The 25,593-nt window shown below is 29.6% G+C and carries 32 protein-coding genes; 11 read left to right on the forward strand and 21 right to left on the reverse strand.

The genetic code is table 11. The annotated features are described in order from the left end of the window. A partial coding sequence (locus tag AC1B00_RS04955) for a flagellin (RefSeq protein WP_488848473.1) occupies nucleotides 1-2,004 on the forward strand: 2,004 nt, incomplete at its 5' end. Between the two features lie 369 nt (nucleotides 2,005-2,373). Here AC1B00_RS04955 and AC1B00_RS04960 read toward each other — a convergent pair. The 15 genes from AC1B00_RS04960 to ilvC all read right to left on the reverse strand — a co-directional run bounded on the left by AC1B00_RS04960 (nucleotide 2,374) and on the right by ilvC (nucleotide 13,555). Continuing rightward, a complete protein-coding gene (locus AC1B00_RS04960; protein WP_488848475.1) occupies nucleotides 2,374-3,174 on the reverse strand; it encodes a ferritin-like domain-containing protein in 801 nt (266 codons plus the stop codon). Next, on the reverse strand, nucleotides 3,171-4,043 hold the full coding sequence (locus AC1B00_RS04965) for an RsmB/NOP family class I SAM-dependent RNA methyltransferase (protein WP_488848477.1): 873 nt from the start codon (nucleotides 4,041-4,043) through the stop codon (nucleotides 3,171-3,173). The genes AC1B00_RS04960 and AC1B00_RS04965 overlap by 4 nt, the downstream gene beginning before the upstream one ends. Beyond that, nucleotides 4,043-4,594 carry a tetratricopeptide repeat protein gene (locus AC1B00_RS04970; RefSeq protein ID WP_488848479.1) on the reverse strand — a complete coding sequence of 184 codons (552 nt, stop codon included), beginning with the start codon at nucleotides 4,592-4,594 and terminating at the stop codon, nucleotides 4,043-4,045. Before AC1B00_RS04970 ends, AC1B00_RS04965 begins: the two co-directional genes overlap by 1 nt. Before the next feature lie 3 nt (nucleotides 4,595-4,597). Beyond that, the gene (locus AC1B00_RS04975) at nucleotides 4,598-5,194 is read right to left on the reverse strand and encodes a tetratricopeptide repeat protein (RefSeq protein WP_488848481.1); all 597 of its coding nucleotides are present in this window, start codon (nucleotides 5,192-5,194) and stop codon (nucleotides 4,598-4,600) included. A 3-nt stretch (nucleotides 5,195-5,197) separates the two neighbouring features. Beyond that, complete coding sequence (locus AC1B00_RS04980; protein ID WP_488848482.1) at nucleotides 5,198-5,803, reverse strand: tetratricopeptide repeat protein; 606 nt, start codon at nucleotides 5,801-5,803, stop codon at nucleotides 5,198-5,200. After that, a complete protein-coding gene (locus AC1B00_RS04985; protein ID WP_488848484.1) occupies nucleotides 5,800-6,579 on the reverse strand; it encodes a tetratricopeptide repeat protein in 780 nt (259 codons plus the stop codon). Before AC1B00_RS04985 ends, AC1B00_RS04980 begins: the two co-directional genes overlap by 4 nt. Nucleotides 6,580-6,595: 16 nt before the next feature. Then, nucleotides 6,596-7,363 carry a tetratricopeptide repeat protein gene (locus tag AC1B00_RS04990; RefSeq protein ID WP_488848486.1) on the reverse strand — a complete coding sequence of 256 codons (768 nt, stop codon included), beginning with the start codon at nucleotides 7,361-7,363 and terminating at the stop codon, nucleotides 6,596-6,598. Between the two features lie 22 nt (nucleotides 7,364-7,385). Next, the gene (locus AC1B00_RS04995) at nucleotides 7,386-7,898 is read right to left on the reverse strand and encodes a tetratricopeptide repeat protein (RefSeq protein WP_488848489.1); all 513 of its coding nucleotides are present in this window, start codon (nucleotides 7,896-7,898) and stop codon (nucleotides 7,386-7,388) included. Continuing rightward, complete coding sequence (locus tag AC1B00_RS05000; protein WP_488848491.1) at nucleotides 7,898-8,902, reverse strand: tetratricopeptide repeat protein; 1,005 nt, start codon at nucleotides 8,900-8,902, stop codon at nucleotides 7,898-7,900. Before AC1B00_RS05000 ends, AC1B00_RS04995 begins: the two co-directional genes overlap by 1 nt. Then, entirely contained in the window at nucleotides 8,899-9,762 is an 864-nt protein-coding gene (locus AC1B00_RS05005; RefSeq protein ID WP_488848493.1) for a hypothetical protein, read from the reverse strand. The genes AC1B00_RS05000 and AC1B00_RS05005 overlap by 4 nt, the downstream gene beginning before the upstream one ends. 114 nt (nucleotides 9,763-9,876) lie before the next feature. Further along, complete coding sequence (locus tag AC1B00_RS05010; protein WP_488848495.1) at nucleotides 9,877-10,371, reverse strand: tetratricopeptide repeat protein; 495 nt, start codon at nucleotides 10,369-10,371, stop codon at nucleotides 9,877-9,879. Further along, complete coding sequence (gene ruvX, locus AC1B00_RS05015) at nucleotides 10,371-10,745, reverse strand: Holliday junction resolvase RuvX (protein WP_488848497.1); 375 nt, start codon at nucleotides 10,743-10,745, stop codon at nucleotides 10,371-10,373. Before ruvX ends, AC1B00_RS05010 begins: the two co-directional genes overlap by 1 nt. Then, nucleotides 10,745-11,524: a DNA-processing protein DprA gene (locus tag AC1B00_RS05020; RefSeq protein WP_488848499.1), complete on the reverse strand. Its 780-nt coding sequence runs from the start codon at nucleotides 11,522-11,524 to the stop codon at nucleotides 10,745-10,747. Before AC1B00_RS05020 ends, ruvX begins: the two co-directional genes overlap by 1 nt. Then, entirely contained in the window at nucleotides 11,499-12,536 is a 1,038-nt protein-coding gene (locus AC1B00_RS05025) for a divergent polysaccharide deacetylase family protein (RefSeq protein WP_488848501.1), read from the reverse strand. Before AC1B00_RS05025 ends, AC1B00_RS05020 begins: the two co-directional genes overlap by 26 nt. Then, nucleotides 12,536-13,555, reverse strand: coding sequence for a ketol-acid reductoisomerase (ilvC, locus tag AC1B00_RS05030; RefSeq protein WP_239817574.1), 1,020 nt, complete (start codon nucleotides 13,553-13,555; stop codon nucleotides 12,536-12,538). Before ilvC ends, AC1B00_RS05025 begins: the two co-directional genes overlap by 1 nt. Nucleotides 13,556-13,650: 95 nt before the next feature. On the opposite strand from ilvC, the gene AC1B00_RS05035 reads away from it, so the two are divergent. From AC1B00_RS05035 to rpsR, 6 genes are all read left to right on the forward strand, one after another. Next, entirely contained in the window at nucleotides 13,651-14,469 is an 819-nt protein-coding gene (locus tag AC1B00_RS05035; protein WP_488848503.1) for an HDOD domain-containing protein, read from the forward strand. Beyond that, nucleotides 14,462-16,372: an RNB domain-containing ribonuclease gene (locus AC1B00_RS05040; RefSeq protein ID WP_488848505.1), complete on the forward strand. Its 1,911-nt coding sequence runs from the start codon at nucleotides 14,462-14,464 to the stop codon at nucleotides 16,370-16,372. The genes AC1B00_RS05035 and AC1B00_RS05040 overlap by 8 nt, the downstream gene beginning before the upstream one ends. Further along, entirely contained in the window at nucleotides 16,365-17,312 is a 948-nt protein-coding gene (locus tag AC1B00_RS05045; RefSeq protein WP_488848507.1) for a DNA polymerase III subunit delta, read from the forward strand. The genes AC1B00_RS05040 and AC1B00_RS05045 overlap by 8 nt, the downstream gene beginning before the upstream one ends. 90 nt (nucleotides 17,313-17,402) lie before the next feature. After that, a complete protein-coding gene (gene rpsF / locus AC1B00_RS05050) occupies nucleotides 17,403-17,786 on the forward strand; it encodes a 30S ribosomal protein S6 (protein ID WP_239817578.1) in 384 nt (127 codons plus the stop codon). Between the two features lie 10 nt (nucleotides 17,787-17,796). After that, entirely contained in the window at nucleotides 17,797-18,312 is a 516-nt protein-coding gene (gene ssb / locus AC1B00_RS05055) for a single-stranded DNA-binding protein (protein ID WP_488848510.1), read from the forward strand. A 10-nt stretch (nucleotides 18,313-18,322) separates the two neighbouring features. Continuing rightward, complete coding sequence (gene rpsR, locus AC1B00_RS05060) at nucleotides 18,323-18,583, forward strand: 30S ribosomal protein S18 (protein WP_214116366.1); 261 nt, start codon at nucleotides 18,323-18,325, stop codon at nucleotides 18,581-18,583. 17 nt (nucleotides 18,584-18,600) lie between these two features. Here the strand turns inward: rpsR and AC1B00_RS05065 are convergent, their stop codons facing one another. The 5 genes from AC1B00_RS05065 to modA form a co-directional block, all read right to left on the reverse strand. Further along, on the reverse strand, nucleotides 18,601-18,975 hold the full coding sequence (locus AC1B00_RS05065) for a hypothetical protein (RefSeq protein ID WP_488848511.1): 375 nt from the start codon (nucleotides 18,973-18,975) through the stop codon (nucleotides 18,601-18,603). Further along, entirely contained in the window at nucleotides 18,972-19,217 is a 246-nt protein-coding gene (locus AC1B00_RS05070) for a hypothetical protein (protein WP_488848513.1), read from the reverse strand. Before AC1B00_RS05070 ends, AC1B00_RS05065 begins: the two co-directional genes overlap by 4 nt. A gap of 106 nt (nucleotides 19,218-19,323) precedes the next feature. Beyond that, nucleotides 19,324-19,974: a molybdate ABC transporter permease subunit gene (gene modB, locus AC1B00_RS05075; RefSeq protein ID WP_239817585.1), complete on the reverse strand. Its 651-nt coding sequence runs from the start codon at nucleotides 19,972-19,974 to the stop codon at nucleotides 19,324-19,326. Continuing rightward, the gene (locus AC1B00_RS05080) at nucleotides 19,962-20,642 is read right to left on the reverse strand and encodes an ATP-binding cassette domain-containing protein (protein ID WP_488848516.1); all 681 of its coding nucleotides are present in this window, start codon (nucleotides 20,640-20,642) and stop codon (nucleotides 19,962-19,964) included. Before AC1B00_RS05080 ends, modB begins: the two co-directional genes overlap by 13 nt. Beyond that, nucleotides 20,629-21,321, reverse strand: a complete 693-nt coding sequence (gene modA, locus AC1B00_RS05085; protein WP_488848518.1) for a molybdate ABC transporter substrate-binding protein — start codon at nucleotides 21,319-21,321, stop codon at nucleotides 20,629-20,631. The genes AC1B00_RS05080 and modA overlap by 14 nt, the downstream gene beginning before the upstream one ends. 168 nt (nucleotides 21,322-21,489) lie before the next feature. Between modA and AC1B00_RS05090 the strand changes: the two genes are divergently transcribed. Continuing rightward, entirely contained in the window at nucleotides 21,490-22,125 is a 636-nt protein-coding gene (locus AC1B00_RS05090; RefSeq protein WP_336611391.1) for a c-type cytochrome, read from the forward strand. A gap of 54 nt (nucleotides 22,126-22,179) precedes the next feature. Here AC1B00_RS05090 and AC1B00_RS05095 read toward each other — a convergent pair whose 3' ends face one another. Then, the gene (locus tag AC1B00_RS05095; protein ID WP_488848520.1) at nucleotides 22,180-22,602 is read right to left on the reverse strand and encodes a TOBE domain-containing protein; all 423 of its coding nucleotides are present in this window, start codon (nucleotides 22,600-22,602) and stop codon (nucleotides 22,180-22,182) included. Nucleotides 22,603-22,897: 295 nt separating this feature from the next. On the opposite strand from AC1B00_RS05095, the gene AC1B00_RS05100 reads away from it, so the two are divergent. The 3 genes from AC1B00_RS05100 to AC1B00_RS05110 are packed head-to-tail and all read left to right on the forward strand — an operon-like array spanning nucleotide 22,898 to nucleotide 25,586. Next, nucleotides 22,898-23,893 (forward strand): ABC transporter permease, encoded by a 996-nt coding sequence (locus AC1B00_RS05100; RefSeq protein WP_488848522.1) that lies wholly within the window; start codon nucleotides 22,898-22,900, stop codon nucleotides 23,891-23,893. Next, complete coding sequence (locus tag AC1B00_RS05105) at nucleotides 23,890-24,837, forward strand: iron chelate uptake ABC transporter family permease subunit (RefSeq protein ID WP_488848524.1); 948 nt, start codon at nucleotides 23,890-23,892, stop codon at nucleotides 24,835-24,837. Before AC1B00_RS05100 ends, AC1B00_RS05105 begins: the two co-directional genes overlap by 4 nt. Continuing rightward, nucleotides 24,834-25,586: an iron ABC transporter ATP-binding protein gene (locus tag AC1B00_RS05110; RefSeq protein ID WP_488848526.1), complete on the forward strand. Its 753-nt coding sequence runs from the start codon at nucleotides 24,834-24,836 to the stop codon at nucleotides 25,584-25,586. The genes AC1B00_RS05105 and AC1B00_RS05110 overlap by 4 nt, the downstream gene beginning before the upstream one ends. Nucleotides 25,587-25,593 lie beyond the last annotated feature (7 nt).

The raw sequence follows: 25,593 nt of genomic DNA on the forward strand, positions 1-25,593 counted from the left end.
GAGACTGTTAAGGCTAGTATTGGGGCGACTACAAGTGATAAGATTGGTTTGACTAGGTTTGAGACTGGGCATAATGTTAGGGCGAGTGATGTTGGGGTTGTAAAGCCTAGTGATGACCCGACTGTTGCTCCGCAGTTAAGCGATGGTAAAATTTCAATTACTTTCAAGAATGTTGATGGTATCAATGATGTTACTTTAGAACCGGTTTCTATGTTTGATAGCGTTAAAAACGAGATTAAATATAAAAACCCATTACTAACTGGTGCTGACTTAAATGACCCTGCAAATATTGAAAAATATAAACAAAAATTTGATATTAAAACAGGTCAAGGCTTAGGGGCTTTAGCAGAAGCTATTAACAAGGCTAGTGATAAGACAGGTGTTCGTGCTAGTGTAACAACCGAAACAGTATTTGAACAAACTATAAAAGCTGGAACTACAGGCAAATCATTCTCAATCAATGGAGTAAAAATCGGTTCAGTTGAAGTTCAAGATAAAGATGCTAACGGAGCGCTTAGAGCTGCTATTAACTCAGTTAAAGATCAAACAGGGGTAGAAGCTTCAGTTGATAGTAATGGTAGATTAGTATTAAACAATAGAGATGGTAGGGGTATTCAAATTACAGAAGATCCAAACCCAACAGAAATCAATACATATTTAGCTGATGCAAAAAACAAAATCAATGATGCTTTCAAATCAGCTAATAAAGCAGCTGGGGCAAATACAGATGCTGCGATTACCTTTACAGCTTCTACAGCAAATGCTGCAGCTAGTGCTGCTTATGGTGCAGGTACTCAAGGCGCTACAGGTATTACTGTTGAAGGCAATATGCAATGGAAAGCAGAAACTGCAAATGGTAAAAACGATGGTACTTGGGATGCTGATAATGATAAAATTCAGTTATTAACAGCTGGAGCTTGGACCACACAAGCTACTCAAACAGCTCAAGCTACAGCCCAAGACAATATTTTAATTAGTGAAAAAGCTACTGGTAAAGCTTTGAACAATGCATCAAAAATAGTTGAAGATGTTAAAAACCAAATAGGAGCTGCTAAAGCTTTAGCTGATATTGAAAACATCTTAGCAGGAAAAGCAGCTACAGGTGCTACTGCAGAAGCAATAGGTGCTGCAACTGCACCAGCAGCTGGCGCTCCTGGTAATGCAACAGGTGCAGGTGCTACTAGTTTAGATGATTTAAAAAAGGCTTATGAGAAAGCTATAGCTGATATAGAAAAAAGTGATGCTTATAAAAAATTTGGAGCTGCTGGACCTAAAGATGGTGTTGGTGGTACAACTCCTACAAACAATGCTGAGATGGCAGCTGCAACAACAGCAGTAAAAGATTACTATGCAGCTAAACAAAATCTTGCAGAGTTAAAGGGTGGATTAGCGCAAATCAACGATGCTATGAAAGAAGTTGGTGAAGGAATGAAATCTATTGTTGGTATGAACGAAACTAACGCTACAAACTTTGGAAGATTAAGCTTTGTATCAAACAATGGTAAAGATATCGTTGTAGAAGCTAAAGATATGGCGGGAAATGATATGACTAAAGCTATTGGTTATGATATGAATGTGAGCCAAAAAACTGTTAGCCTAAGAGAAACTCAAGGTTCAATCGATAAAGAAGTTGCTGATGCAATGGGCTTTAACTCAAATGAGTGGCAAGCTGGACCAAATGGAGATAATAAGAATGGATACGCAGCTGGTGTAATGACTTTCAAAGGCGCACAAGCTATGATGAATATTGCTGAATCAGCTCAAAAAGCTCTTGAAGCAATTCGTTCAGACCTTGGTTCTGTTCAAAACCAACTTGTTTCAACTGTAAATAATATTAGTGTTACTCAAGTAAACGTTAAAGCTGCTGAGAGTAATATTAGAGATGTTGACTTTGCAGAAGAAAGTGCTACATTTAGTAAGCACCAAATATTAGCTCAATCAGGTGTTTATGCAATGAGCCAAGCTAACGCTGTTCAACAAAATGTAATGAGATTATTACAATAGTAATAACTAAAATAATATTAAAGGTGCTATTACTAGCACCTTTTTTACTTCTTAAACTTTTTAAAATATTTTTATTTAATAAGACAATCAAATAAAAAATTCACTCTCATTATTATTAAAAATTAATCACTTGTGATTGATTTTTAATAATAGTCTTGTGAGTGGTAAATTAAATAATATGATAAATTCAAATTCCTAATTCAAATTCTTTTTCTTTACTTTTAACCACTCTTGAGACTATTATTACAAACTAGCAAATAAATTGCTAATAATAATGCGAGTGAATACTAAGAGCTAAGATTTTAAAATTTTATGCCTTATTTAATAAAAGTTTAAATGCCAAATTCCGAATTCAAATTCTTTGAATTATTAATCAAAATTCTTTTTAATCTCTTCTAATTCTTCTTTTGTATAGCCTGCTAGTATTCTAGCGTTTTCGTTCATATTCTTTATAGGTCTAATCAAATGCTTATACTCAAGTAATAATTCGCAAAAATTATCGCTCCTTCCGCCGGCATATTTATACCATTTATCGCCCTTGCTAACATGACTTACCTCATCGTGAAGAATGATGTTTAAAATCTCTAAAAGCTTTGGCTTTATAGGGTTTTTTGTGCTGTTAATTTTATTTACCACATAAGGGTTTGCATCAAGCCCACAAGCTTCTAAATGCCTATGCACTACACCCATTCTAACTTGCAGATTTTCATTCGTAGCCTTCATTGCATCAAAAAGATTTGTATGAACCCCAAAATCTCCATAAGAAAATCCTAATTCATTTAAGGCATCATTTATTAGGCTAAAATGAAGACATTCTTCTTTGGCAACTTCAAACCAATCATTTGCATACGCAAGCCCACCATCAGCAAAAAATCTATAAGCAGCATCAAGTGCTAAATCAATCGCAGAATATTCTATATGTGCTACTTGATGAAGTGTCTTTGCTAAAGCAGCATCAGAGCTTAGCTCTTTTGGTCGTTTTATTCTCGTTGGATGAATAATATCAAGGCTTTTTGCATAGCTTGGCTCATCTAAAATTAAAGGCTCGTATTCATTAAAAGCTAATTTATTACTCAAAAAATCATCGTAAAAATCATCAAATTTGGCTAATTTCTTCGCCCAATCGCTCTCACTTAATACGCTAAATAATTCACTTCCATAATCTCTCATTTAATCTTCCTTAATTTTGCGATGAAAAAGCCTGAATGTGTGTTTGTTGGCTTTATGCGATAGGTTTTAGTAAGCCTAATATCGCTATATTTTTCATCATAATTACTTAATCCTTGTAAATATTCGCAAGGCAAAGAAATATCTAATAATTCTACACCAAACTTAGAATTAAGCGCATTGAAAATTACTGCTTCGTTTTCATAAAAATTATGCGTGCAAGTGCTATAAACTAGCTCCCCACCAACTTTTAGTGCTGTTAGGGCTGAGTTTAGAAGCTTTTTTTGAGTGGTGGCGATTTGCTTTATTTCTTTATGCGATTTTTCTATACTAAAATCATGCATAAATGTGCTACACGGAGCATCAAGCAATATTTTGCTAAATCGCTCAGGTGTCTTGCGACCTATCAAAATGCCATCGTGATTATAGGTTTTTGCCTTTACGCCGTAGTTTGCTAGGATTTTTTTAAGATTAAAAAATCTTTTGCTATTTAACTCATTTGAGCTTAGATTTTCACAATTGCCACTAAAATTAGCTAGATTTATACTTTTACCCCCTGGAGCGGCACACATATCCAAAATAATATCGCTTGAGCTAACATTTAAAGCCTTAGCACATAAATAGCTTGAATAATCTTGTATGTAAATACCGCCGTTTATAGCTAAATCATCGCTAGAAATACACGATTTAAATTCTTGCCTAAAAATATAAAAATTATCATCTAATTTTACTGGTGAATACTCGCTAAAAGCCTTTAAAAACTCATCTTCACAGCATTTAATAGAGTTTATAAATACTCCAAAATACTCTAAATCAACTGGCTTTTTAAAGCCATAAATTTCGCTAAAATGCTCGGTATGATTAAATATCATTAATACCCTTGCTCGTTTATTTTTTCATACTCATTGCAACCGCTCTGATAACCTAAATCACAAGCTTTGCTAAAGTATTCTTGAGCTTTTATTTTGTCTTTTTTTACACCTTTGCCATTACTATATAAAGCTCCTACCATAGAACAACTTACGCCGAATTTATTATTACAAGATTTGATATATAGATTGATAGCTTTTGTATAATTTTGTGTAACTCCAAATCCTTGTTCATATAAAAATCCTAAAACAAAGCAACCTAAGGCATCTCCACCATCACAAGCTTTAGTGTAAAGCTCGCTTGCTTTTACTAAGTCTTGTTTAATGCCTCTTCCATCTGCATAAAATTTTCCTAGACCGGTACATCCCAAAGCATAACCACCATCGCAAGCTTTTTTAAAAAATTCAATAGATTTTTGATAGTTTTGTTCGTTAAAATATATTTCACCTAATTTTACACAAGCTACCAAATCGCCTTTATTGCACTTACTCTCAAGCTCACTCGCACCTAAAATACCAGCACTTAAAAGCACTAAACATAATAATTTTTTCATATTTTAATACCCCAAATCTTTTAATATCTTATAATTTTCGCAATCTTTAGAATAATTACACCATTTTTCAAAATACTTTTTTGCTTTAGCATAATCTTGCTTTACTCCAATTCCTTGGCTATACATAAAGCCTAATCTATAACAAGAAAACCATTCCTTTACATCACAAGCTTTTTTTAAAAGTTTTATAGCCTTAGCATAATCTTGTTTAACTCCTAGTCCATTAGCATAACTATATGCTAAAATCTCACAACTTCCAATCAATCCTTTTTTGCAATTTTTAATATGTGGCTTTAAAGTTTTATAAGAGTATTCGTCGTTTGGCTTAAAATCATCATTTAAAATATCGCTTAAATCATACATTCCTTCATTATGTAAACTACTTAAAAAACTACATCCTGTATCAGAGCCACCTTTGCAAGATTTAATCAAATATTCTTTTGCTTCAGCAGCATAACCTTTCTCATAATACTCTGCTCCTAACCACGCACAAGCGACCAAATCATCTTTATCACACTTATCTTTTAGCTCCTTAAGATATAAAATATCTACACCAAAAACACTAAGTCCTAAAAGCAATAAACACAATAATTTTTTCATATTTTAATACCCTAAATCTTTTAATATTTCATAATTTTCGCAATTATCAATAAGATATTTAAACTCGCAAAACTTTGCAAAATACTTTTTTGCCTTAGCATAATCTTGCTTGCCCCCAAGCCCTTTGCTATACAAAAAGCCTAAATGATTGCAAGATGACTCTACTTCTTTATCACAAGCTTTAGCGTAAAGCTTTCTAGCCTTAGCATAATCTTGCTTAACTCCACCAAAGCCATTAGCATAAAAAAATGCCAAAATTGAGCAATGCTGAATCGAACCTTCATTGCAACGCTTGGTGCTAAATTTAAAAGTTTTGTGGGTTAATTCTGATTGTGTTTTAAACTCATCTTTAAAAAAACTGCTTAAATTAAATATCCCACTTATATGTAAATTATACAAGTATTCACACCCCGCACTATTACCACCCTTGCAAGCCTTAATCCAAATATCCCTTGCTTTAGCATAACAAGCTTGTTGATAATATTCGTTCCCTAAACTAACACAAGCATTTAAATCTTTTTGATTACACTTAGTTTTTAGCTCTTTAATTTCTAAAATATTTGCATTTAAACTTAGCCCTAAAAGAAATAAACATAGTAATTTTTTCATTTTACTTCCTGATTGAAGATTTCTTCTTCATTTATTTCTAATTCTTCGCAGTACTTAGGGCTATAACGACAAACATCGGCTAAATATTTTTTTGCTAAATTCAAATCTTGCTTTACCCTATCGCCATTTTTATACATCAAAAACAAACGCTCGCAGCTTGGGAAATATCCATTATCGCAGGTTTTTTTATAAACCTTAATTGCTTCTTTATAATCTTTTATTTTTTCATATTCGTATATTAATTCCTCACATTGATATGGTCGGGCATATTCGCAAGCTTTTTTATAATATTCAATCGCTTTTTTATGATCTTGTCTAACCCAAAAACCTGTAGAATACTTATTACCTAAACTTTTGCAAGCATTCGCTACTCTATTGTCACAAGCTATTTCATAAAACTGCATAGCTTTTTTAATATCTCGCTTTATACCACGAGCTTGTTCATAAAAAAAACCTAAATAATCACAACTTGAAAAATACCCACCATCGCATGCTTTTGTGTGTAATTTAAAGGCTTTTTTATATTTTTTATGATCTTCATACTGCCCAGCTAATTTGTAGCAACTTTCTAAATCATTTTGAGCGCATAATTTTTCATATTTTAGTGTATCTAAAAGATAGCAAGATGGGTGATCTTTTTCATCACATTTGCTTTTTAGTTCGGCTTCATTAAGTTCAAAGCAGGTTTTATAATCTACATTTAAGCATTCGTTATTGTTTTCATTTGCAACTAAAATACTTATACTAAAAAATACTAAAGATAATAATTTTTTCATATTTTATCCTACATATTTATTTTATAATTTCTTGTTGGTTTAACATTTCTAGCTTATCACAAGCTACGCTGCCTTTATATCGGCATGTAAGACTATAATATTTTTTTGCCATATTTATATCCTGCTCTACATTTTCGCCGTTTTCATACATTATTCCTAAGCGTAAGCAGGCATTATTATTTTTAGCATCACAAGAAATTTCATAAGCCTTAATAGCATTGTTAAAATCATCTATTTTTTCATATTGCCAAGCTAATTTTTCACACCTTTCTTTATTATACTCGCAAGCTTTTTTATAATATTCAATCGCTTTTTTATGATTTTGCATAAGCCAAAAACCTTCAGAATAAATATAACCTATACTCTCACACGCTAAATATTCTTTGTTATCGCAAGCTATTTTATAAAAATGTATCGCCTTAGCAATATCTCGCTTTATCCCACGAGCATGTTCATAAAAAAAGCCTAAAAAATCACAACTTTGAAAATATCCACCATTACAAGCCTTTGTATGCAATTCTATAGCTTTTTTAAATTTCCAATCACTATCATATTCGTTAGCTAGTTTATGACAAGATTCATAATCGTTTTTGTTACAATTGTTATCTAACTCGATTAGTGTTAATAAAAAACAAGCATGATAATCTTCATTGTCACATTTACTTTCTAAATTCTTATCATTTATCTCATAGCAAGTTTTATAATCCATATTTAAACATTCTTTATTGGTTTTATTTGCAAATAAACTCATACTTACAAGCACTAAACATAATAATTTTTTCATTCTAATTCCTATTTTAAATTCCTTACCATTTGTTAGCTTTTTCTGCGCGTTTTTTATATGCTTTAGAAATTAATGGATTTGCTCTTACATTTTCACCCGTTTCGTAAATTTTAGCTAGATTTTTACAAGCTTCTTTGCTACCTAGCTCACAAGCTTGCATATAAAGTTCTAAGGCTTTGTTAAAATCTTTTGTAACTCCTAAGCCATTTTTATATAAATCACCTATCCTTGAAATCCCTAGTGGCTGGCCTAATTCGTTTAATTTCTTATAAAATAAAATAGCATTGTCATAATCTTCTAGCATTTCACAACTAATTGCAGCGTCATGGCATGAAGCTTTATTATCCTTGTTACAGCTTTTAGTGTGATAAATTAGAGCATTTTTATAATCATCTTTTTCATAATAATAAGCTCCTAAGCGACCGCACCAATAATCTCTCTCATTACACCAGTTTTCTAACTCAGATTTGCTAGGTCTTAAACTATAACAAGCACTTAGCAAAAGGCAAATCATTATTAAAACTAACTTACGCATTACTTAAGCTCCTTAACTACTTCATCATAGATTACACAAGCTCTATTTAGCCCTAAATCACAAGCTTTATAATAATATTCTAAAGCTTTTTTAGGCTCAACTTCTTGATAGCGATAAAAATCTCCTATACTTATACAAGCAAAAGGATTAGCATAAAGGCAAGAATTAGTTAAAATATCTTTAGCTTTTTTAATATTTTTTTTCATACCAAAGCCATTGTAATACGCCATCCCTAAAGCTCCACAATTATAAAAATCTTTATCTTTGCAAGCGAAATTTACCTTTTTTAAAAAGTCTTTTAAAAGAGCTTTATCTTCTTTAAACTCAGCATTATTTAAGGCGATTAAATTTATACAAGCTACTAAATCACCCATGTCGCAAGCGATTTTTGAATATTTTCTACTCTCTTCGTAATTTCGCTCAAGTAATAACATATATCCTGCATAAACGCAATTAGTAGTGTTTTTGTGTTTAAAATGAAGATTATATTCACATGCATCAATGGCAAATGTGCTATCATCAGGAGCGATTTTGGTAGGTTTATACATATTAAATACATCATAAGGTCTTTTTTTGCCACTTAGAATGTTATTTTGTTTGATGTTTAATGCTCTTACGCAAGGGTCTTCGCAAATATCACTATCACATCTTCTATAATTTAATTCACATGATTTGCTAAATCTCTCATAAGCAGCGTGAATATTATCACATACTGCAAATTCTCCTGCCTTATAACACGATTCGCCGTCTCCGTAATTGCAACCTAATTCATAAAGCTTAGCAGATTCTAAAAATTTATTTGAAGTATGCGAATAAAAGCCAGTGTATTTAGCAGCTTCGTTGCAAGCTTGCGGGTTTTTTTGCGAGCATAGATTTACATAAAAGTGCTTTACGGCTAATTCTCCCCCTCCTGCTTTTTTGTATAAATTTAAGCAAGTTTCATAGCTCGTGCATTCTCTAGCACCTAAGAATACTGCGAATAGTAAAAATAGTATTTTTTTCATTTTATTTCTCCTTTTAATTTATTTAAATAATTTTTATAAACATCATTAGAGCAACTACCTCTATTATTATCGTAATTACCTAATTTAAGATAATAATTATCAATAAATAACCTAGCAAAAGAATTAGAAATTCTATCAAAATCAGGATGTTCTGGGATTTTTAGTCCTCTGAAAGACATATATGATTTTGCATAACTACAATCCACAAAATAACCATAAATATCATAATTTATTAGCTTATCTTTGCTAAGTCTAGTTGGTAATTCTGAAGCTTTTTCTTCAAAACTTTTTTCATGATAATCTTCATATAATTGCACTTCTTCATCAACTATTAAATTTACACTTTTAAAAAACTTTCCATCTATCGTATAGTTTTCTTTTTTAATTGTGCTTAATAATAAGGTATTTGGTTTTTTAAGTTCTGTTACTTCATGCTTTGGACTTTGCTGTAAATTAAAATAATTTACCAAAAATACACTATAAAAACTAATCATTAAAAATGAGAAAAAATAGAATATACCTTTAATAAATTTTTGATTTTGTCTCATTATAAATTCATAAATTGATTTAATAGGATAATACAATATAAAAGGGAAAATTATTTGAAAAAACAATATTGCTGCAACAGAATCATGGTCGCTAATTTCAACACTAAAATCTAAATAAAAAAATACAACATATAAAACTTTTATAAATCTAGGATAGAGCTTTAATCCTATAAAAAATGTAAGGGCAAAAAGCATAGGATAGGTAATAAACAATGGCACATAAATTATAGGAATTAAAATACTAATAATCCCACCAGCTAAATCATGTAAATTATCTAAAAAATATGCTAGATATATTAAAAACTCATTCATAACCACCCCTTTTTAAAGGTTTATTATAACTATTTTAAACGATTATTAAAATTTCAAATTCCTATTTCAAATTCTTAAATGATTTTAAGCAATAAATACTGCTAAAATCTTAAATTATTTTAATTTCTCACAAGCTTTTAAATCGCCTAAATCACAAGCTTTTTTTAAATATTTTAAAGCAACTTTGCCTTGCTTTAAACTTGCTAAAAAATAGCAAGCTAGAGCATAATTATTTTCACATGCAATCTTATAAAACTTAGTAGCCTTTTTTGTATTTTGCTTAGTTCCTATGCCGTAAGCATTCATAAAACCTAAAGAACAACAAGCTTCATAAAGCTTATTTTCACAAGCTTTGGCATAAAGATTTATGGCTTTTTTGTAATCTTGTTTAGTTCCTATTCCACTCTCATACAAATAACCTAAATCATAACAAGCTTGAATATTTTTATCCTTACAAGCCTTAGACCATAAATCATAAACCTTTTTTAAATCATTTTCGTATTCAACATGCTCTTTAGTAAAATCAATATTTTTAAAAATCTCAAATCCTAAATCATAATCACTTGCTAATAAAAGCTTAAAGCTAAGCAAAAATACAAGCTTTTTCACTACATTCCTAAATAATCTTTTAGTAGTAAAAATGCTGCAATGCTATCTTGTTTGCCATCTTTTTTCTTACTACTAATGATTTTTGCAGCTTGCTTGCTTGTAAAACTCTCATCGTGATAAACTATATTGCTAAATTCAATTAATTTTGAAAAGTGTTCTACCCTTCTTCTCATCTCATCTTCAGCACTACCACCCATAGGAATGCCTATTACAATTTTTGTAATTTTGTGCTTTTTGATTAGCTCTTTTACTGCAACGGCAGCTTGATTGCGATTTATTCTAATAATGGCAGGTTGAGGCATAGGAATTTTCATTATGCTAAGTGCAACGCCAATTCGCTTAAGTCCTAAATCAAGTGCTAAGATATTTTCCATTAAACGCTCCTAATTAATACTCCATCAATTATAACCTTACCATCAAGCTCATAATCATATACTAATTCGCCGTATCGCTCTAAGGCTTCATCAAGATTTGCTCCGTTTTTACAAAATTCTAAAAACTCATCATAATGTGGAGTGTAGGTGTTTTGGGTTTTAAAACGCTCTTTCATCTCATCAACAAATATATCAATATCATAAATAATTTTAGCCTTGTAGTTTGCGATTAGCTCGTTTGTGCCATCGCTTTCTCCTATTCTTTGAGCTAATACAAAAATATCTTTATTAAGTTCAAGTGCGTGTTTTGCTGAGTTTAGCGAGCCACTTTTAATATCTGCTTGAGTGATTATTAAAATGTCACTTAGAGCAACCACAAGGCGATTTCTAGCCAAAAAATCATATTTTTGTGGGATATGATTTGGCTCGTTTTCGCTTAGTGCAAGGGCGTTTTCATAAATTTGTTTTATGGTTTGCTCGTTACTTTTTGGATATATTTCATTAAGTCCATTTGCAAATATACCTATATGATAAGGCATACTTGCTTTTGCACTTTCAATATCTACGCCAATTGCTCCACCACTTACTATGCAAAATCCTGCGTTGCTTAGCTTTTTGCTTAGCATAAAGGTTGCGTTTTTGGTATATACGCTCATTTTTCTTGAGCCTACTATGCTTATTTTTGGCTTATTTAGTAGGCTTAAATTTCCTTTATAGTAAATAGTTTTAGGTGGCTTTGCAAGAGTTTTAAACTCATTTATAATCGTTGTAGATATCATCTATATAAACTAACTCAACTTTAGAAAAATCATATTCGCTAATTGCTTTTAGGCTGTTTTTGTGTGGATGTGCTATTGCTATTGCACGCTTATTTTTTAATGCAAATTGCACTGCTTCATCAAGCTTTTTATTAATATCTGATAGATTTTGTGAATTATCTAAGAATATATTTCTATGAATGTAATTTTGCTTAAATTCTTTAGCTAATACTGGTGCTTTTGTGCTTGCAATTGTTCTTGAATCTACGAAAATCAAATCGTATTTTTTAAGTGCTTTAAAAAGTCTTCTCATAGCATCTTCATCACTTGTAAAGGCTGAGCCTGTGTGATTGTTTAAAAACTTTAAATTAGGGAAAGCTATTTTTATATTTTTTATTCTATTTTCTATGTTTTTATAATCATCTTGTGGCGTTAGAGTAAGCGGCTCTTCTTTACTAAAACTTACAGCACGAAGTGGCAAATGTATCATGTAATGGCTAAATTCTTTAGCAAAATCATTTGTATTAGGATGATTATTAGTGTTTGGAAAAAAGCTAGGTGTGATTTTTTTACCACTTTTAATAATTGCTTTTATTTCATCGCTTTCTTGCCTTGTCGCTACATCATCAATAATTATTGCTAATTTTGCTTTTATATTTGTTGCCTTTGTGTCTTTTCCAAAGGCTGAATACTCTTTTGTTTCAAAGCAATTTACGCTTGTTATTTTGCAATTATCATCATTTTTATTTATATCAAGGTTAGCAAAAATCTCGCTAAATTCCTGTTTTAAATTCTTTTCTTCATTTTGATTTTTAGGGGCTTTATAAATGGCATTTACGATGTTTTTTTCATCGTTTTTTGGTTTTGTTGTTTTTATTATTTCAGTTTTTAAGCTTTTATTTGTTTCTTTATTTTCGTTTAGGTTTAAGTATGTTAAAAGTCCTATTCCTATGATTATTAAAAATGCGAATATGATTTTAAGATAAGTAGCAAAGCTAGAATTAGCTTTGCTTTTTTGCTTTTTTTTAGCCATTAATTTTTGTCTTGTTGAACTAATTTGCTCTTTTCAATCCAAGGCATCATTTTGCGTAATTTAACGCCAGTTTGCTCTAAAAGGCTGTTTTTAGTAATATTGCGTCTTGCATTCATCTTAGGATAATTTGCACGGCTTTCAAGGATGAAATCTTTTGCAAATGTGCCATCTTGAATGTCTTTTAATACCTTTTTCATAGCTTTTTTGCTCTCTTCGGTGATAACTTTTTCACCTGTGATATAATCGCCGTATTCAGCTGTATTTGAAATAGAATATCTCATATCAGCAATACCGCCTTGATACATTAAATCAACGATTAATTTCATTTCGTGTAAGCACTCAAAATATGCCATTTCAGGCTCATATCCAGCTTCTACTAAAGTATTAAATCCAGCTTCAATAAGTGCAGTCAAACCTCCGCAAAGAACTGCTTGCTCACCGAAAAGGTCTGTTTCTGTTTCATCTTTAAATGTAGTTTCAATTATAGCTGTGCGTCCGCCACCGATTGCACTTGCATAGCTTAATGCTAGAGCTTTTGCATTGCCACTTTCGTTTTGTGCAACTGCGATTAAATCAGGAACACCGCCACCATTTACGAATTCGTTTCTTACGGTATGACCTGGAGCTTTAGGTGCAATCATAATAACATCAACGCCTTTAGGTGCAACAATTTGTCCGTAATGAACATTAAAACCATGAGCAAATGCTATTGCTTTACCTTCGCTTAGGTTTGGCTTGATTTCTGAGTTAAAGATTTGTGCTTGGAACTCATCAGGAGTTAAAATCATAATAACATCAGCTTTTTTAGTTGCATCAGCAACGCTTAAAACTTCAAAATTCTTTGCACGAGCTTTGTTTGCAGAGCTTCCATCTCTAAGACCAATAATAACTTTTACGCCACTATCTCTTAAGTTTTCTGCGTGTGCGTGTCCTTGAGAACCAAAACCAATAATCGCTACTACTTTAGACTTAATTAAGCTTAAATCGCAATCACGATCATAATAAACATTTACTGCCATAATTTTTCCTTTTCTTTTGATTTAATTAAGCAAATTATAACTATTTTAGTTACAATCTAATAAAAAATTATCAAATTTTATTTACAAGGTTTGTTATGCAAGATTTTATTAGTAAAAGAATAAAAAGCCTACCTCCACTCAATGAAAGCACACTAGAAATTCAAAGAATTTGCAATGATGAAGGTGCGTCTTTAAAAGACTTAGCAAAAGTAGTAGAAAAAGACCCAATGCTTACTGCAAATATCCTTAAATCAGCGAATTCCCCGCTTTATGGATTTTCAAGAGAAATTAGTAGTGTTGATAGAGCTGTTAATTTATTTGGAATGACAACAATTAAAGGTTTTGCTTTAAATGCAGCAGTAAAAAATTCGTTTAAGATTAATTTAAGTGCATACAATATGGACGAAGCAAAATTTGCAAAAATCTCAACAATGCAAAATTCACTAGCAATAAACTGGCTAAGCAAAGGTAATGAAGAAGTAAAAAAAGTTGTAATTCCTGCTTCGTTTTTGCTAGAAATTGGAAAAATTATAATATCTGCAGAACTAATAGAAACTAATAAAGCTAATGAATTTAAACAAGGCATAAGCGAACTTAAAAACATAAGAGAATTAAGCGAATACGAAAAACAATTTTTGGGAATGAGTAGTGAAGAAGTAACTTCTATGATTTTTGATAAATGGAATCTTGAAGTTGATATGATTGATGCTATTTTTTACAGCGTAACTCCAGAAAAAGCAAGTAATGACATAAGAAATAATGCTATTGCTTTAAATATCGTTTCAAACTTAGTAAATATTTTTGGAATTTTTAATGAAGAAATAATGGTTCAATGTATCTTAGATGCTAAAAATAATGGATTATTAGGGGATAAATTAATAGAAGCTATTAAAGTAGTAGAACAAGATGCTTGAATTCTTAGAAAATATTAGACAAGGTTTTAATAAATTAGAAGCTAATTCAAAGCAAAAAGAACTAATAAAAGTCTTATTAACAGAAAAAATCGTAAGCGAATACAATAATAAAATCTATTTTAACAATGGATTTTATTATGGCAAAATGGATATAAACTCAAAAGGAGATGGCTTTTTACAAGCCTCTTTTTTAGAGCGTGATTTGCTCATAAGATCAAAAGATTTACATTCAGCAAGATACGGCGATATAGTAATTGCTAAGAAAAATAAAGTAAAAAAAGGTCGCCCTAGTGCAATAGTTGTTTTGGTATTAAAAAGAGAAGAAGAATTTTCTTTAGTTATTACTCAAATGCTAAAGAATGTGATATTTGGTAAATGCTTTAAAACAGGACTTTTAAGACAGCTTAGCGTATCTCAAAAATCACTCAAAGCACTTCCTATTGGAACAATTTTAAAAATTGATAATGCAAGCTCTAATGTAGTAGAAGTGCTAGGTCATATTAGTGATAATAAGGTTGATGAAAAAATATCAATGGCTTTATATGATAGAGTTGAAGTTTTTGATAAAGCTTGTTTAGATGAAGCAAATGCTTATGCTGGAAGTGTTGATATTAGCTTTTATCCAAATAGGCTTGATTTAAGAGCTTTGCCATTTTGCACTATTGATCCTATTCATGCAAAAGATTTTGACGATGCTATTTATTTTGATGAAAAAAATCAAGTTTTATATGTAGCAATAGCCGATGTTAGCGAATATGTAAGAGCTTTTGGCGCACTAGATAATGAAGCTTTAAAGCGTGGATTTAGTATATATTTTCCACATAAGAGCATTCCTATGTTGCCACGCGTTTTAAGTGAAGGAATTTGTTCGCTAAATCCAAATGAGGATAGACTTTGCTTTGGTTTTAAAATATATTTTGAAGGCTCAAAGGTAATAAAAGAAGAGATTTTTGAAGGAATAATTAATTCAAAAAGAAGATTTAATTATGTTGAAGTTGATGAATATTTTCAAAATAGAGTTGATTTAAAAGAATGCAATTATATCTACGCTCTAAATGAACTTACACAAAAATTAAGAAATAATAGACTAAATAAAGGCTTTAATTTCTTAACCGAAGAGCTTAGAATGGAAATTGATGAAAACTGGCAAATTAAAAAAACATATTACGAGCAATCAACAAGGTCTCATCAATTAATTGAAGATTGTATGCTTTTAGCAAATAAAGCAGCTGCAAAAATGTGTCCTGATTTAGCGATTTTTAGAAACCACAGAAGTCCTAATTATAATAAAATCACTGCTATGTATGAAGAATTGCAGCTTTTAGGGATTGAGTTTAGTGGTGGCGAAAATATTTACGAAAATATTAAAAATATTCAAGCTTTAGCAGATGAATTAAAAATTCGTGCAGAAGTAGATAAAATCATAATTCGCTCTATGAAAAAAGCCGAATATGGGCATGAAAATGCTGGGCATTTTGCTTTAGGATTTGATAGATATTCGCATTTTACAAGCCCTATTAGAAGATATTCGGATTTGATTTTGCATAGATTATTAAAAACTCTTATGCAAAAAAATGACAAATTATTTTCATATTTAAGCACTAATTTAGAAAATAAATGCTTTGAAGTAAGCTCTCTTGAAAGGCTTTCGGATAAGGTTGCGATAGATTTTTGCGATAGAGTATATGCAAGGTATTTTCATCAAAATATCGGTAAAAGATTTTATGTAAAAATTACAAAAAATGAAGAAATTACGATAGGGATTTTAGATGATGAGTTCAAGGGTGCAAGGATTTTTATAGCAAACCCAAATGTGCCATTATTTTCTAGAGTTTTGGTTGAGATTTATGAAGTAGATTTAATAAGCGCTAAGGTTTTTGCTAGGATAGTTAAAGATGTATGAAGCAGAATTTAACAAAATAAAAAACAAATTACCAAATGCTTTTATGCTCTATGGAAGTTGTAGATTAAGCATATTTTTAAATCTTGAAATAATAAAAAGTGCTGATAAAAGCGATGAGAGATTAATCCTAAGAGATAGCGATTATAAATTGGAAAAAGCTATTAATTTTCTAGGAGAAAGCTCGTTGTTTTCAAATTCAAAATTGCTCGTATTGGAATTTGAAAAAGGAATTTCAAATAAGGATTTAAAAGAAATTTTAAAATGCGTAAATAGTGAAAATAGACTGATTTTAGCTATTTATGAAACAAAAGCTTTAAAAGATTTAGAGCTAGTTATGAATAATAATTTTGTTAGATTTTTTGATAAAAAAACTAGCTTTGAGCAAATTAGTTTATTGCAAGATGTAGCGAATTTTTACAATATAAAAACAAATGAAATAGCCTTACAATATCTTCAAAAAAATTACGAATTTGATATTTTTAAAGCAGGTTGTGAGCTTTTAAAATACCAAAATCAAATTCTTGATATAAATACTTTAAAAGAGCATTGTGAAGTTGATAATGCTTTAGGTTTTGATGATTTTTTAAGAAATTTTTTAAATACAAAAGAGCCAAAAGAATATATTTATAAAATTATAGAAAACGAAGATGAAATCGCACTAATTAATAAACTTTATTCAAGTCTTTTAAGATTATTTACGATTAGCTCAAATCTTAAAATAAATGGCAGAATTGATTATAAAGTTGCTTTTGGTTATACACCGCCAAGACAAGTTTGCGTTGAATTAGAAAATCAAGCTAGAAAATTAGCTAAATTTTATGAAGAAATTTTTGCTATTTTGCTTGATGCCGAATATGAAATAAAGCTAGATAGCAATAATTCTTCAAAAGAAATTATGTATTCAAATCTATTAAAGATTTATTTTTTAATAAACTCATAAAATATTAAGTTTAAATTGCTAAAATCTTGCCTTGCTTTATGCAAAATTCCTTGCTTAATTTAATTAGGCTTAATATCCAAAAGGAGAATCATGAGACATTATGAGGTTTTATTCATCGCAAAGCCAACGCTAACAGATGAAGAATTAAAGGCGAGAGTTGAGTTTGTTAAAGAAACTCTAGTTAAAAATGGTGCTGAAATTGCAAATACTATTGAAATGGGTGCTAGAAAATTAGCTTACCAAATTGATAAATATGAGCGTGGCGTATATTATGTAATATATTTCAAAGCTCCAGGTGCTTTAATTAAAGAACTTGAGCGTGTTTTAAAAATTACTGAAGATATTATCAGATTTTTAATCGTTAAATATGAAAACAGACGCGAAATCGCTGCGTGGGAAATACTTTCTCAAGGCAAAAGATTAGGTAAAAAAGAAAATAAAAAAGAAGCAAAGGCTGAAACTCCAGCAGAGTAAAGGATAAAAAATGAATAAAGTTATTCTAATAGGTCGTTTAGTAAGAGATGTTGAGATAAAAACCATTAGCACTACAGGTAATGCTGTAGTAAATAACGCTATTGCTGTTAGTAGATATAGAACTTCAAACACAGGCGAAAGAATAGAAGAAACTTTATTTATAGATGTAGTTTTTTATAATAGATTAGCAGAAATTGTAGGGCAATATTTAAGAAAAGGCTCAAAACTTATGGCAGAAGGTTATTTGCAACAACAAAACTGGGTTGATACCGCGACAAATCAAAATCGCTCAAAAATTCAACTTGTAGTTGAAAATATGGAAATGCTTGATAATAAGCCTGAAGAAACTAATGCTGCTAGAAACAATGTTCAAACTAATAATAACTACGCTAGACCTACTCAAAATAATTATCAGCAAAATAATTTCTCAAGAGAGAATAATTCATATCAAAAACAAAATAATTTTGCTGAAGAAAGAAACAATTATAACTATAACTCTTCTTATGATGAAGAGATACCATTTTAAAGGATAAATCATGGCAGAAAAAAGAAAGTATTCAAGAAAATATTGCAAATTTACAGAAGCAAAAGTTGATTTTATTGATTATAAAGATACAGCATTATTAAAACACGCTTTATCAGAGCGCTTTAAAATAATGCCAAGAAGATTAACAGGAACAAGCAAGAAACACCAAGAAATGGTTGAGCTTGCAATTAAAAGAGCAAGAGCAGTTGCATTAATTCCTTATGTATGCGACCGCAAAAATGTAGTAACAAACCCATTTGAAGGTTTATAATAATTAGGCTAGATTTTCTAGCCTATAAAATATTCTTTATATTTTTCATCAAATTCTTTTATCAAAACACAATCAACACCAGCATTAGCAGCCTTAACAATAGCTTCATCGTTAGTTGCAAGGGTTAAAATCTTGCTATCAAACAAGTATTTTTCAGCTAACAAAACGCTATCTTTTAAAATATTAATATTTGGGATTATATATTCACATAAAGCTGCATTTGATTTTAATACTTCACTTAAAGTATTGCAAAATAAAGCTTTTTTCATATTATTTTTAGCTAGATATTCGTTTTTATATCCTAGACAACTTATTTTGTTTTCGTTAATTCCTATTTCAAATTCCACGGAATTAAATTGATTTTTAATATAGCTAAGTCCATAAATTATCATTTTATATCCTTTATAAGTTTTTCAAGATATGTGATTTCATTCATAAAATTCATTTGTAAATATTCTAAATTATCATAAATATTTGCTAATTCTTCATCATTTGCTTTTGATATTTTTAGCTTAATTTCATTGTAATTTATATTAAATTGATTTTCTTTTAGAAGATTTATCTTTAAATTATTATAAATTTGTTCTAATTTTTGTAAATCTTGCAATTTTTCTAAACAAGTAATTTTTTTCATCTTTTTCCTTTTTTTTAATTTTATTAAATCTAAATTAATCAAATTTCTAAATAAATATTGAAAACTTAAATCATTTAAAATCAAGTAAATTCCGAATTTAAATTCTTTATTTTTGTTTTACAAATTGCAAGATAAAAAGTATCGCAAAAGAAAGGGCTAATAATATTAAGCTTATTTCATTTGCCTTGCTAAGCTCAAGATTTTCTAATGCTTCAAAAACAGCAATAGAAGCTACTTTAGTCTCGCCTTCTACACTTCCGCCTATCATCATCACAACCCCAAATTCTCCCATCGTATGCGCAAAACTCATAACACAAGCACTAATTATGCTAGGCTTAATTAAAGGTATGCAAAGGCGAAAAATAAGATTAGCTTTAGTTTTTTGCAATAATTTCGCCCTATGAAATAAATTATCAGGCAAATTTGAAAACGCACTATAAATAGGATTAAACATAAAAGGCAAAGAATAAATAACAGATGCAATCAACAATGCCTTGAAATTAAATACTAATTTAATGTCAAATTGTGCTAAAAATTTGCCTAAAAAATTATTAGGACTAAAGCAAACTAACAAATAAAATCCTAAAACGGTTGGTGGCAATACTAAAGGCAAAGATAGCACACTAAGTAAGACTTTTTTGCCAAAAAAATCATTTCTGCTTAAATAAAACGCAGGATATAAACATATAAAAAATAATATTAAAGTAGTTATAAAAGATAGTTTTAATGATAATATTATGGGCGTTAAATCGTGCATAAAAACTCGTTATTTTGGATTTTTTCTAAATAAAATTCTTCTTTATTTAGGCATTTTTCAATTCTACCATTTTTTACGAAAAACACCCTATTTGCAAGAGCATTTATCTCAAAACAAGAATGCGAAACAAAAATTATCGTGCTTTTATAATCTTTATTAATTTTTTTAATTAGCTTAATTAGAACTAATTTATTACTATCATCTAAAGCACTTAAAGGCTCGTCTAATAAAATATATTTTGAGTTTTTACTCAAAGCACAAATTAATGCTAAGCGTTGCTTTTGCCCTCCACTAAGGCTTGAAATTGGTTTATTTTTAAGCTCTTTTAGATTAGCAAGCTCTAATAATTCATCATAAAATTTAGCAGTTTTACTATCAAGTAATTTGCCAAATTTATATTTTAAATCATCAAATAGGCTTTTTGTATTAGTAAAAACTAAATTTTCATAAACATTAAAATTTTCAAATAAAGTGCAGTCTTGAAACAAAAAAGCAACATCTTCTAATAAAGGCTTATCAATAAGCCCTGCAATTAGTTTTAACATAGTGCTTTTACCACTGCCACTATCTCCAAAAAGTGCGATGATTTCAGAGTCTTTAAAGCAAATCTTCGCATCAACACTAAAATCATCAAAATTATGCTTTAAAACAAGCTCATTCATAGCCATATTTACTAAATACTTCCTTTGCCTTATCGCTTAATAAAAAGTCAAAAAACACCTTAGAATCAGGGTTTTTGCTAGTAATTATCATACCTTGTAAAATAGGTTCGTATAAATTATCATCAAGCTTTAAAATATTTTTTTCACTATATCCTAATTCTTTTAATTGTTCTAAACTTGAAGCCGCAATAAAAGCATAATCACAAGCTTTTGTAGCTTGTAGCAAGGTTGCTTGAATATTGGTTGCTGTTATTATGTTTTTACTATTAGGCACTTTTTCTAAAACTTCTTTTGCAGCTTGTCCGTAAGGTGCTGTTTTTGGATTTGCGATTGCTATGCAAGATGCTGTTTTTAAATCATCTAGACTAGGTGTTTTCTTAGCTGAAAATAATAATAATTTGCCTTTAGCATAGGTGATTGCTTTATTATTTACTAAATTTTCTAAATCTTTAGCAAAGTCCATATTAGCAGCTAAAAACACATCATATTCTGCGCCGTTTTTAATCTGAGCGTTAAACGCACCACTTGCACCTGAATTAATATTTAGCTTTATATCAGGGTGTAAATCTTCAAAAATTTTCTTTAGCTCATTTAATGGATAAGCTATGTTTGCAGCTGCTGCTATATTTAAATTACTTGCTAATAAATTTGAAGCAAGAACTAAACTTAATAATACTTTTCTCATAAGATCTCCTTAAAATATAAAAAATTATATAATAAAAAAGCTTTTATAAATCTTAATTTTATAATTTAAAATATAAAAAACTATATAATAAAAATTAATTTTTTTATTTAATTTTGCAATTATTTAATAATGATAAAATTTTGCCCTAAAATATTTTAAGGAGATCTTATGAAAAAAGTTTTACTAAGCTTAGCAGCTGTAAGCGCTTTAACTCTAATGGGCTGTGATGATAGCAAAAAAGAAGAAGTAAAATCAGAAGTTACACAAAGTGTAAAATCTGTTGTAGATGAAGGTGCTAAGAAAATAAATAATGCAGTTGATGATGCGGCTAACAAAATCACTGAAAACATTGCACCTATCGTAGAAAAAGCAGAGCCTATCATAAATCAAGTAGTAGCTAATGCAAGCGAAAATATTAGCGAAACTTCAAAAAATGTTGCAAATACTTTAAAAGAAAGCACAAACGAAGTAGCTAACGCAATCAAAGAAAATGCAGACAATGTAGCACAAGCTATTACTTCAAGTATTGATAATGCAAGTAAGAATATTGAAAGTGCTTTAAGTGTTGATGGCGCAACTTTATTTAAAAAATGCGTTGCCTGTCATGGAAAAAAAGCTGAAAAATTAGCTCCTGGTGCTGAAATTATCATAAATACTTTAAGCGAACAAGAAATCTATGAAGCATTAAGTGGTTATAAAGCAGGAACATTCGGCGGAAAATCACAAAAAACTATGCAATTACAAGTAAAAAATCTAAAAGATGAAGATTTTAAAGCTTTAGCAAAATACATCAAAACTCTATAATCTAAACGGCTTTTAAGCCGTTTAGTTGTTTTAAAAGGATTTAAATACTTTTTATTATTCTTTAATTCCTACCATCACATTTGTAGCTTTTATCAATACATTTACATTATCACCTATTTTTAACTTCATTTTCTCATAACTTTGCATTGTAATGCTTGCAGTTAGCAAAATACCATCGCAATCAATATCAATTACCACATAAACAGAGCCTTCTTGTATGCTTTTTATATTTCCATTTAGCTCGTTTGCACTGCTTGTTTTTACCTTACAATCATTTTTGGCAACAACAATTGAACCTGCTTTAAAAATCATTAAAGCATTATTATTTGGTTTTAGCTTTAGCTCCTTTGCGCTATCACTTGTGATTAACGCTTTAAAAATCTTGTTATTCTCAAGTTTTGCATAAACTAAGCTTATTAATTCAGATGTTTTTACATCAACAATTTTTACATTCAAAATATTTCTTGAACTTAACATACTTTCTCCTTTTATATAAAAATTTATATAATATAATATATTTATATAATTAATATTTTAAAATTTATTATATAAAAAATTAATAATTAAAAATATTTTAAAAATCACTCAAAATTTAAAAGAATTTGAATTAGGAATTATGATTTTAATTCTTATAAAATTTTATTTTTAAAATATATATTTTAAATTCCAAAAATATAAAAACTATGAAAGATAAAATCATATAAATTATTAAAAAACTTATCATTTATAATTAAAAGTTATTATAATTAATATCATTTTTATAAGGATAAAATTGAAATCATCTATTATTTTGACTGCACTTTTATTGATTTTTAGTTTTATTTCCATATTTTTAGGTGCAATTGATGTAAATATCTTAGATATTTTAAAAGGCGATATTAATCAGCTTGAAATTTTACTAATTTCAAGGTTTCCTAGGCTTCTTGCAATAATTCTTAGCGGAATGGCTTTAAGTGTAGCTGGACTTATCATGCAGCAATTATGCAGAAATAATTTCGTATCTCCTACAACGGGTGGCACGATAGCTTCAGCTCAGCTTGGTATATTAATTTCTATGATTTTTATACCAAATAGCACTTTAGTTGAACGCTCATTTTTTGCTTTTGCAACTGCAATTATTGGCACTTGGATATTTGTAGCTTTTATTCAAAGCATTAAGTTTAAAGATAGCGTTATGGTTGCACTTGTTGGGATTATGTTTGGCTATGTAATTGGTGGAATTACCACATTTTTATCATTTAAATACGAACTTGTTCAAGCATTATCTACTTGGCTTACGGGATCATTTTCGCTAATTATTAAAGGGCGTTATGAAATGCTTTATATAAGTCTTCCTTTAATAATCCTTGCATTAATTTTTGCAAATTATTTTAATATAGTTGGAATGGGAAAAGACTTTTCTAAAAACTTAGGAGTGCCTTATAATTTCGTGCTTTTTGCAGGGCTTAGCTTATCAGCAATGCTAAGTGCTAGTGTAGTTGTTGTAGTTGGTGCGATTTCTTATATAGGGCTTATTGTTCCAAATCTTGTGCGTATGTTTAAGGGTGATAATTTAAAAGGTATTTTAATTGATACGGCTTTATTTGGAGCTTTATTTGTATTAGTGTGCGATATTTTTGCAAGGATTATTATTATGCCTTATGAACTTCCGATTGAGCTAATTTCAGGTATTTTAGGAAGCATTGTTTTTATAATCCTTATCATAATCAAATTAAATGGTAAGGAATTTAAAATAGGAAATTGGCTAAGAAATTGCGGTGAAAGATGAAGATAAAACTAATTATTTTACTAATACTTGCCCTACTTTGCTCGGCATTTTTTCTTTTTTATGGCATTAATTATAAATTTTTTGCCTTTTCAATGAATCTTAGAGTGCCAAAACTACTTGCAATGATTTTAAGTGCTTATTGCATTGGTGCAGCCTCGCTAATTTTTCAAACTATTATTAAAAATACAATAGTAACTCCTTGCTTGCTTGGAATGAATGCAATGTATTTATTAATTCATACAAGTGTTGTGTTTTTCTTAGGAAGTACTAGCATTATCGCTACTAATAAATACATTTCATTTTGTGTGGATTTAGTGATTATGGGAATAATGGCTACTTTTATATACAACTATTTTTTTAGGATTTCAAAATACAATGTGCTTTATGTTTTACTTGCAGGAACGGTTCTAGCGACTTTATTTAGCTCACTTCAAAACTCACTTACTAGGATAATGGACCCTAATGAATACGATGCCTTACTTAGCACTTTAGTAGCTAGTTTTAATTTAGTTAATGCTGATATTTTAGCACTTGCTGGAGTTTTAACGATAATTTTAAGCATAGTTTATTATAAGGATTTAGCACTTCTTGATGTTTTAAGCTTAGGAAAAGAACAAAGCATTAATCTAGGAATTGATTATGATAAAAGCATTAAAAGACTTTTATTAGGCGTTACACTTTTTATAGCAATTGCTACGGCTTTAGTTGGTCCGATTTCATTTCTTGGGCTAATTATTGCAAATCTTTCAAGGCAATTATTTAAAACCTACAAACATACATATTTAATAAGTGGCTCTGTGCTTTTTGGTGTTTTGCTTTTAGTTTTTTCTCAAAGTATGGTTGAGCGTGTGTTTAATCTAAGTGTGCCGATAAGTGTTTTTATTAGTATTGTGGGTGGAATTTATTTTATGTATTTACTTTACGCAAATAAGGGAAAATTATGATTATTGAAAATATTACAAAAAAATATAATGAAAAAATTGTTTTAAACAATGTAAGCCTTAGTATAAATGAAGGCAAAATCACATCTTTTATAGGTCCAAATGGAGCTGGTAAATCAAGTCTTATGCATATTATTTCAAGGCTTAATAAAAGTGATGGCGGTAAAGTAATTTTTAAAGATAAAGATTTAAAAGACTGGAATAATAAAGAATTAGCAAAAAATCTAGCAATCCTTACACAAAGTAATAATATAAATATCAAATTAAGCGTAAAGGATTTAGTATCTTTTGGAAGGTTTCCGTATAGCAAAAATAATTTAAATAAAGATGATTTAATAAAAATTGATGAGGCTTTAGATTTTATGGCTTTAAAAGAGCTTGAAAATGCCTTTTTAGATGAATTAAGCGGCGGACAAAGACAAAGAGCATTAATAGCTATGATAATCGCTCAAGATACTGAATATGTATTATTTGATGAACCTACAAATAATCTTGATATAGCTCATTCAATTTCTATGATGAAAAATATCAAAAAATTATGCGATGAATTAGGCAAAACCATCATTATGGTTTTACATGAGCTTAATCTTGCTTCATTTTATAGCGATTATATTTGTGCTTTTAAAAATGGAGAACTTATAAATTATGGCACAAGCAATGAAGTAATAACTAAAGAAAATCTTAAAAATATTTATGGAGTAGATTTTGAAATCACTCAAATTAAAGAAAAACCATTATGTTTATTTTATTAATAAGGAG

The organism is Campylobacter sp. DY7 (genome assembly GCF_057802535.1).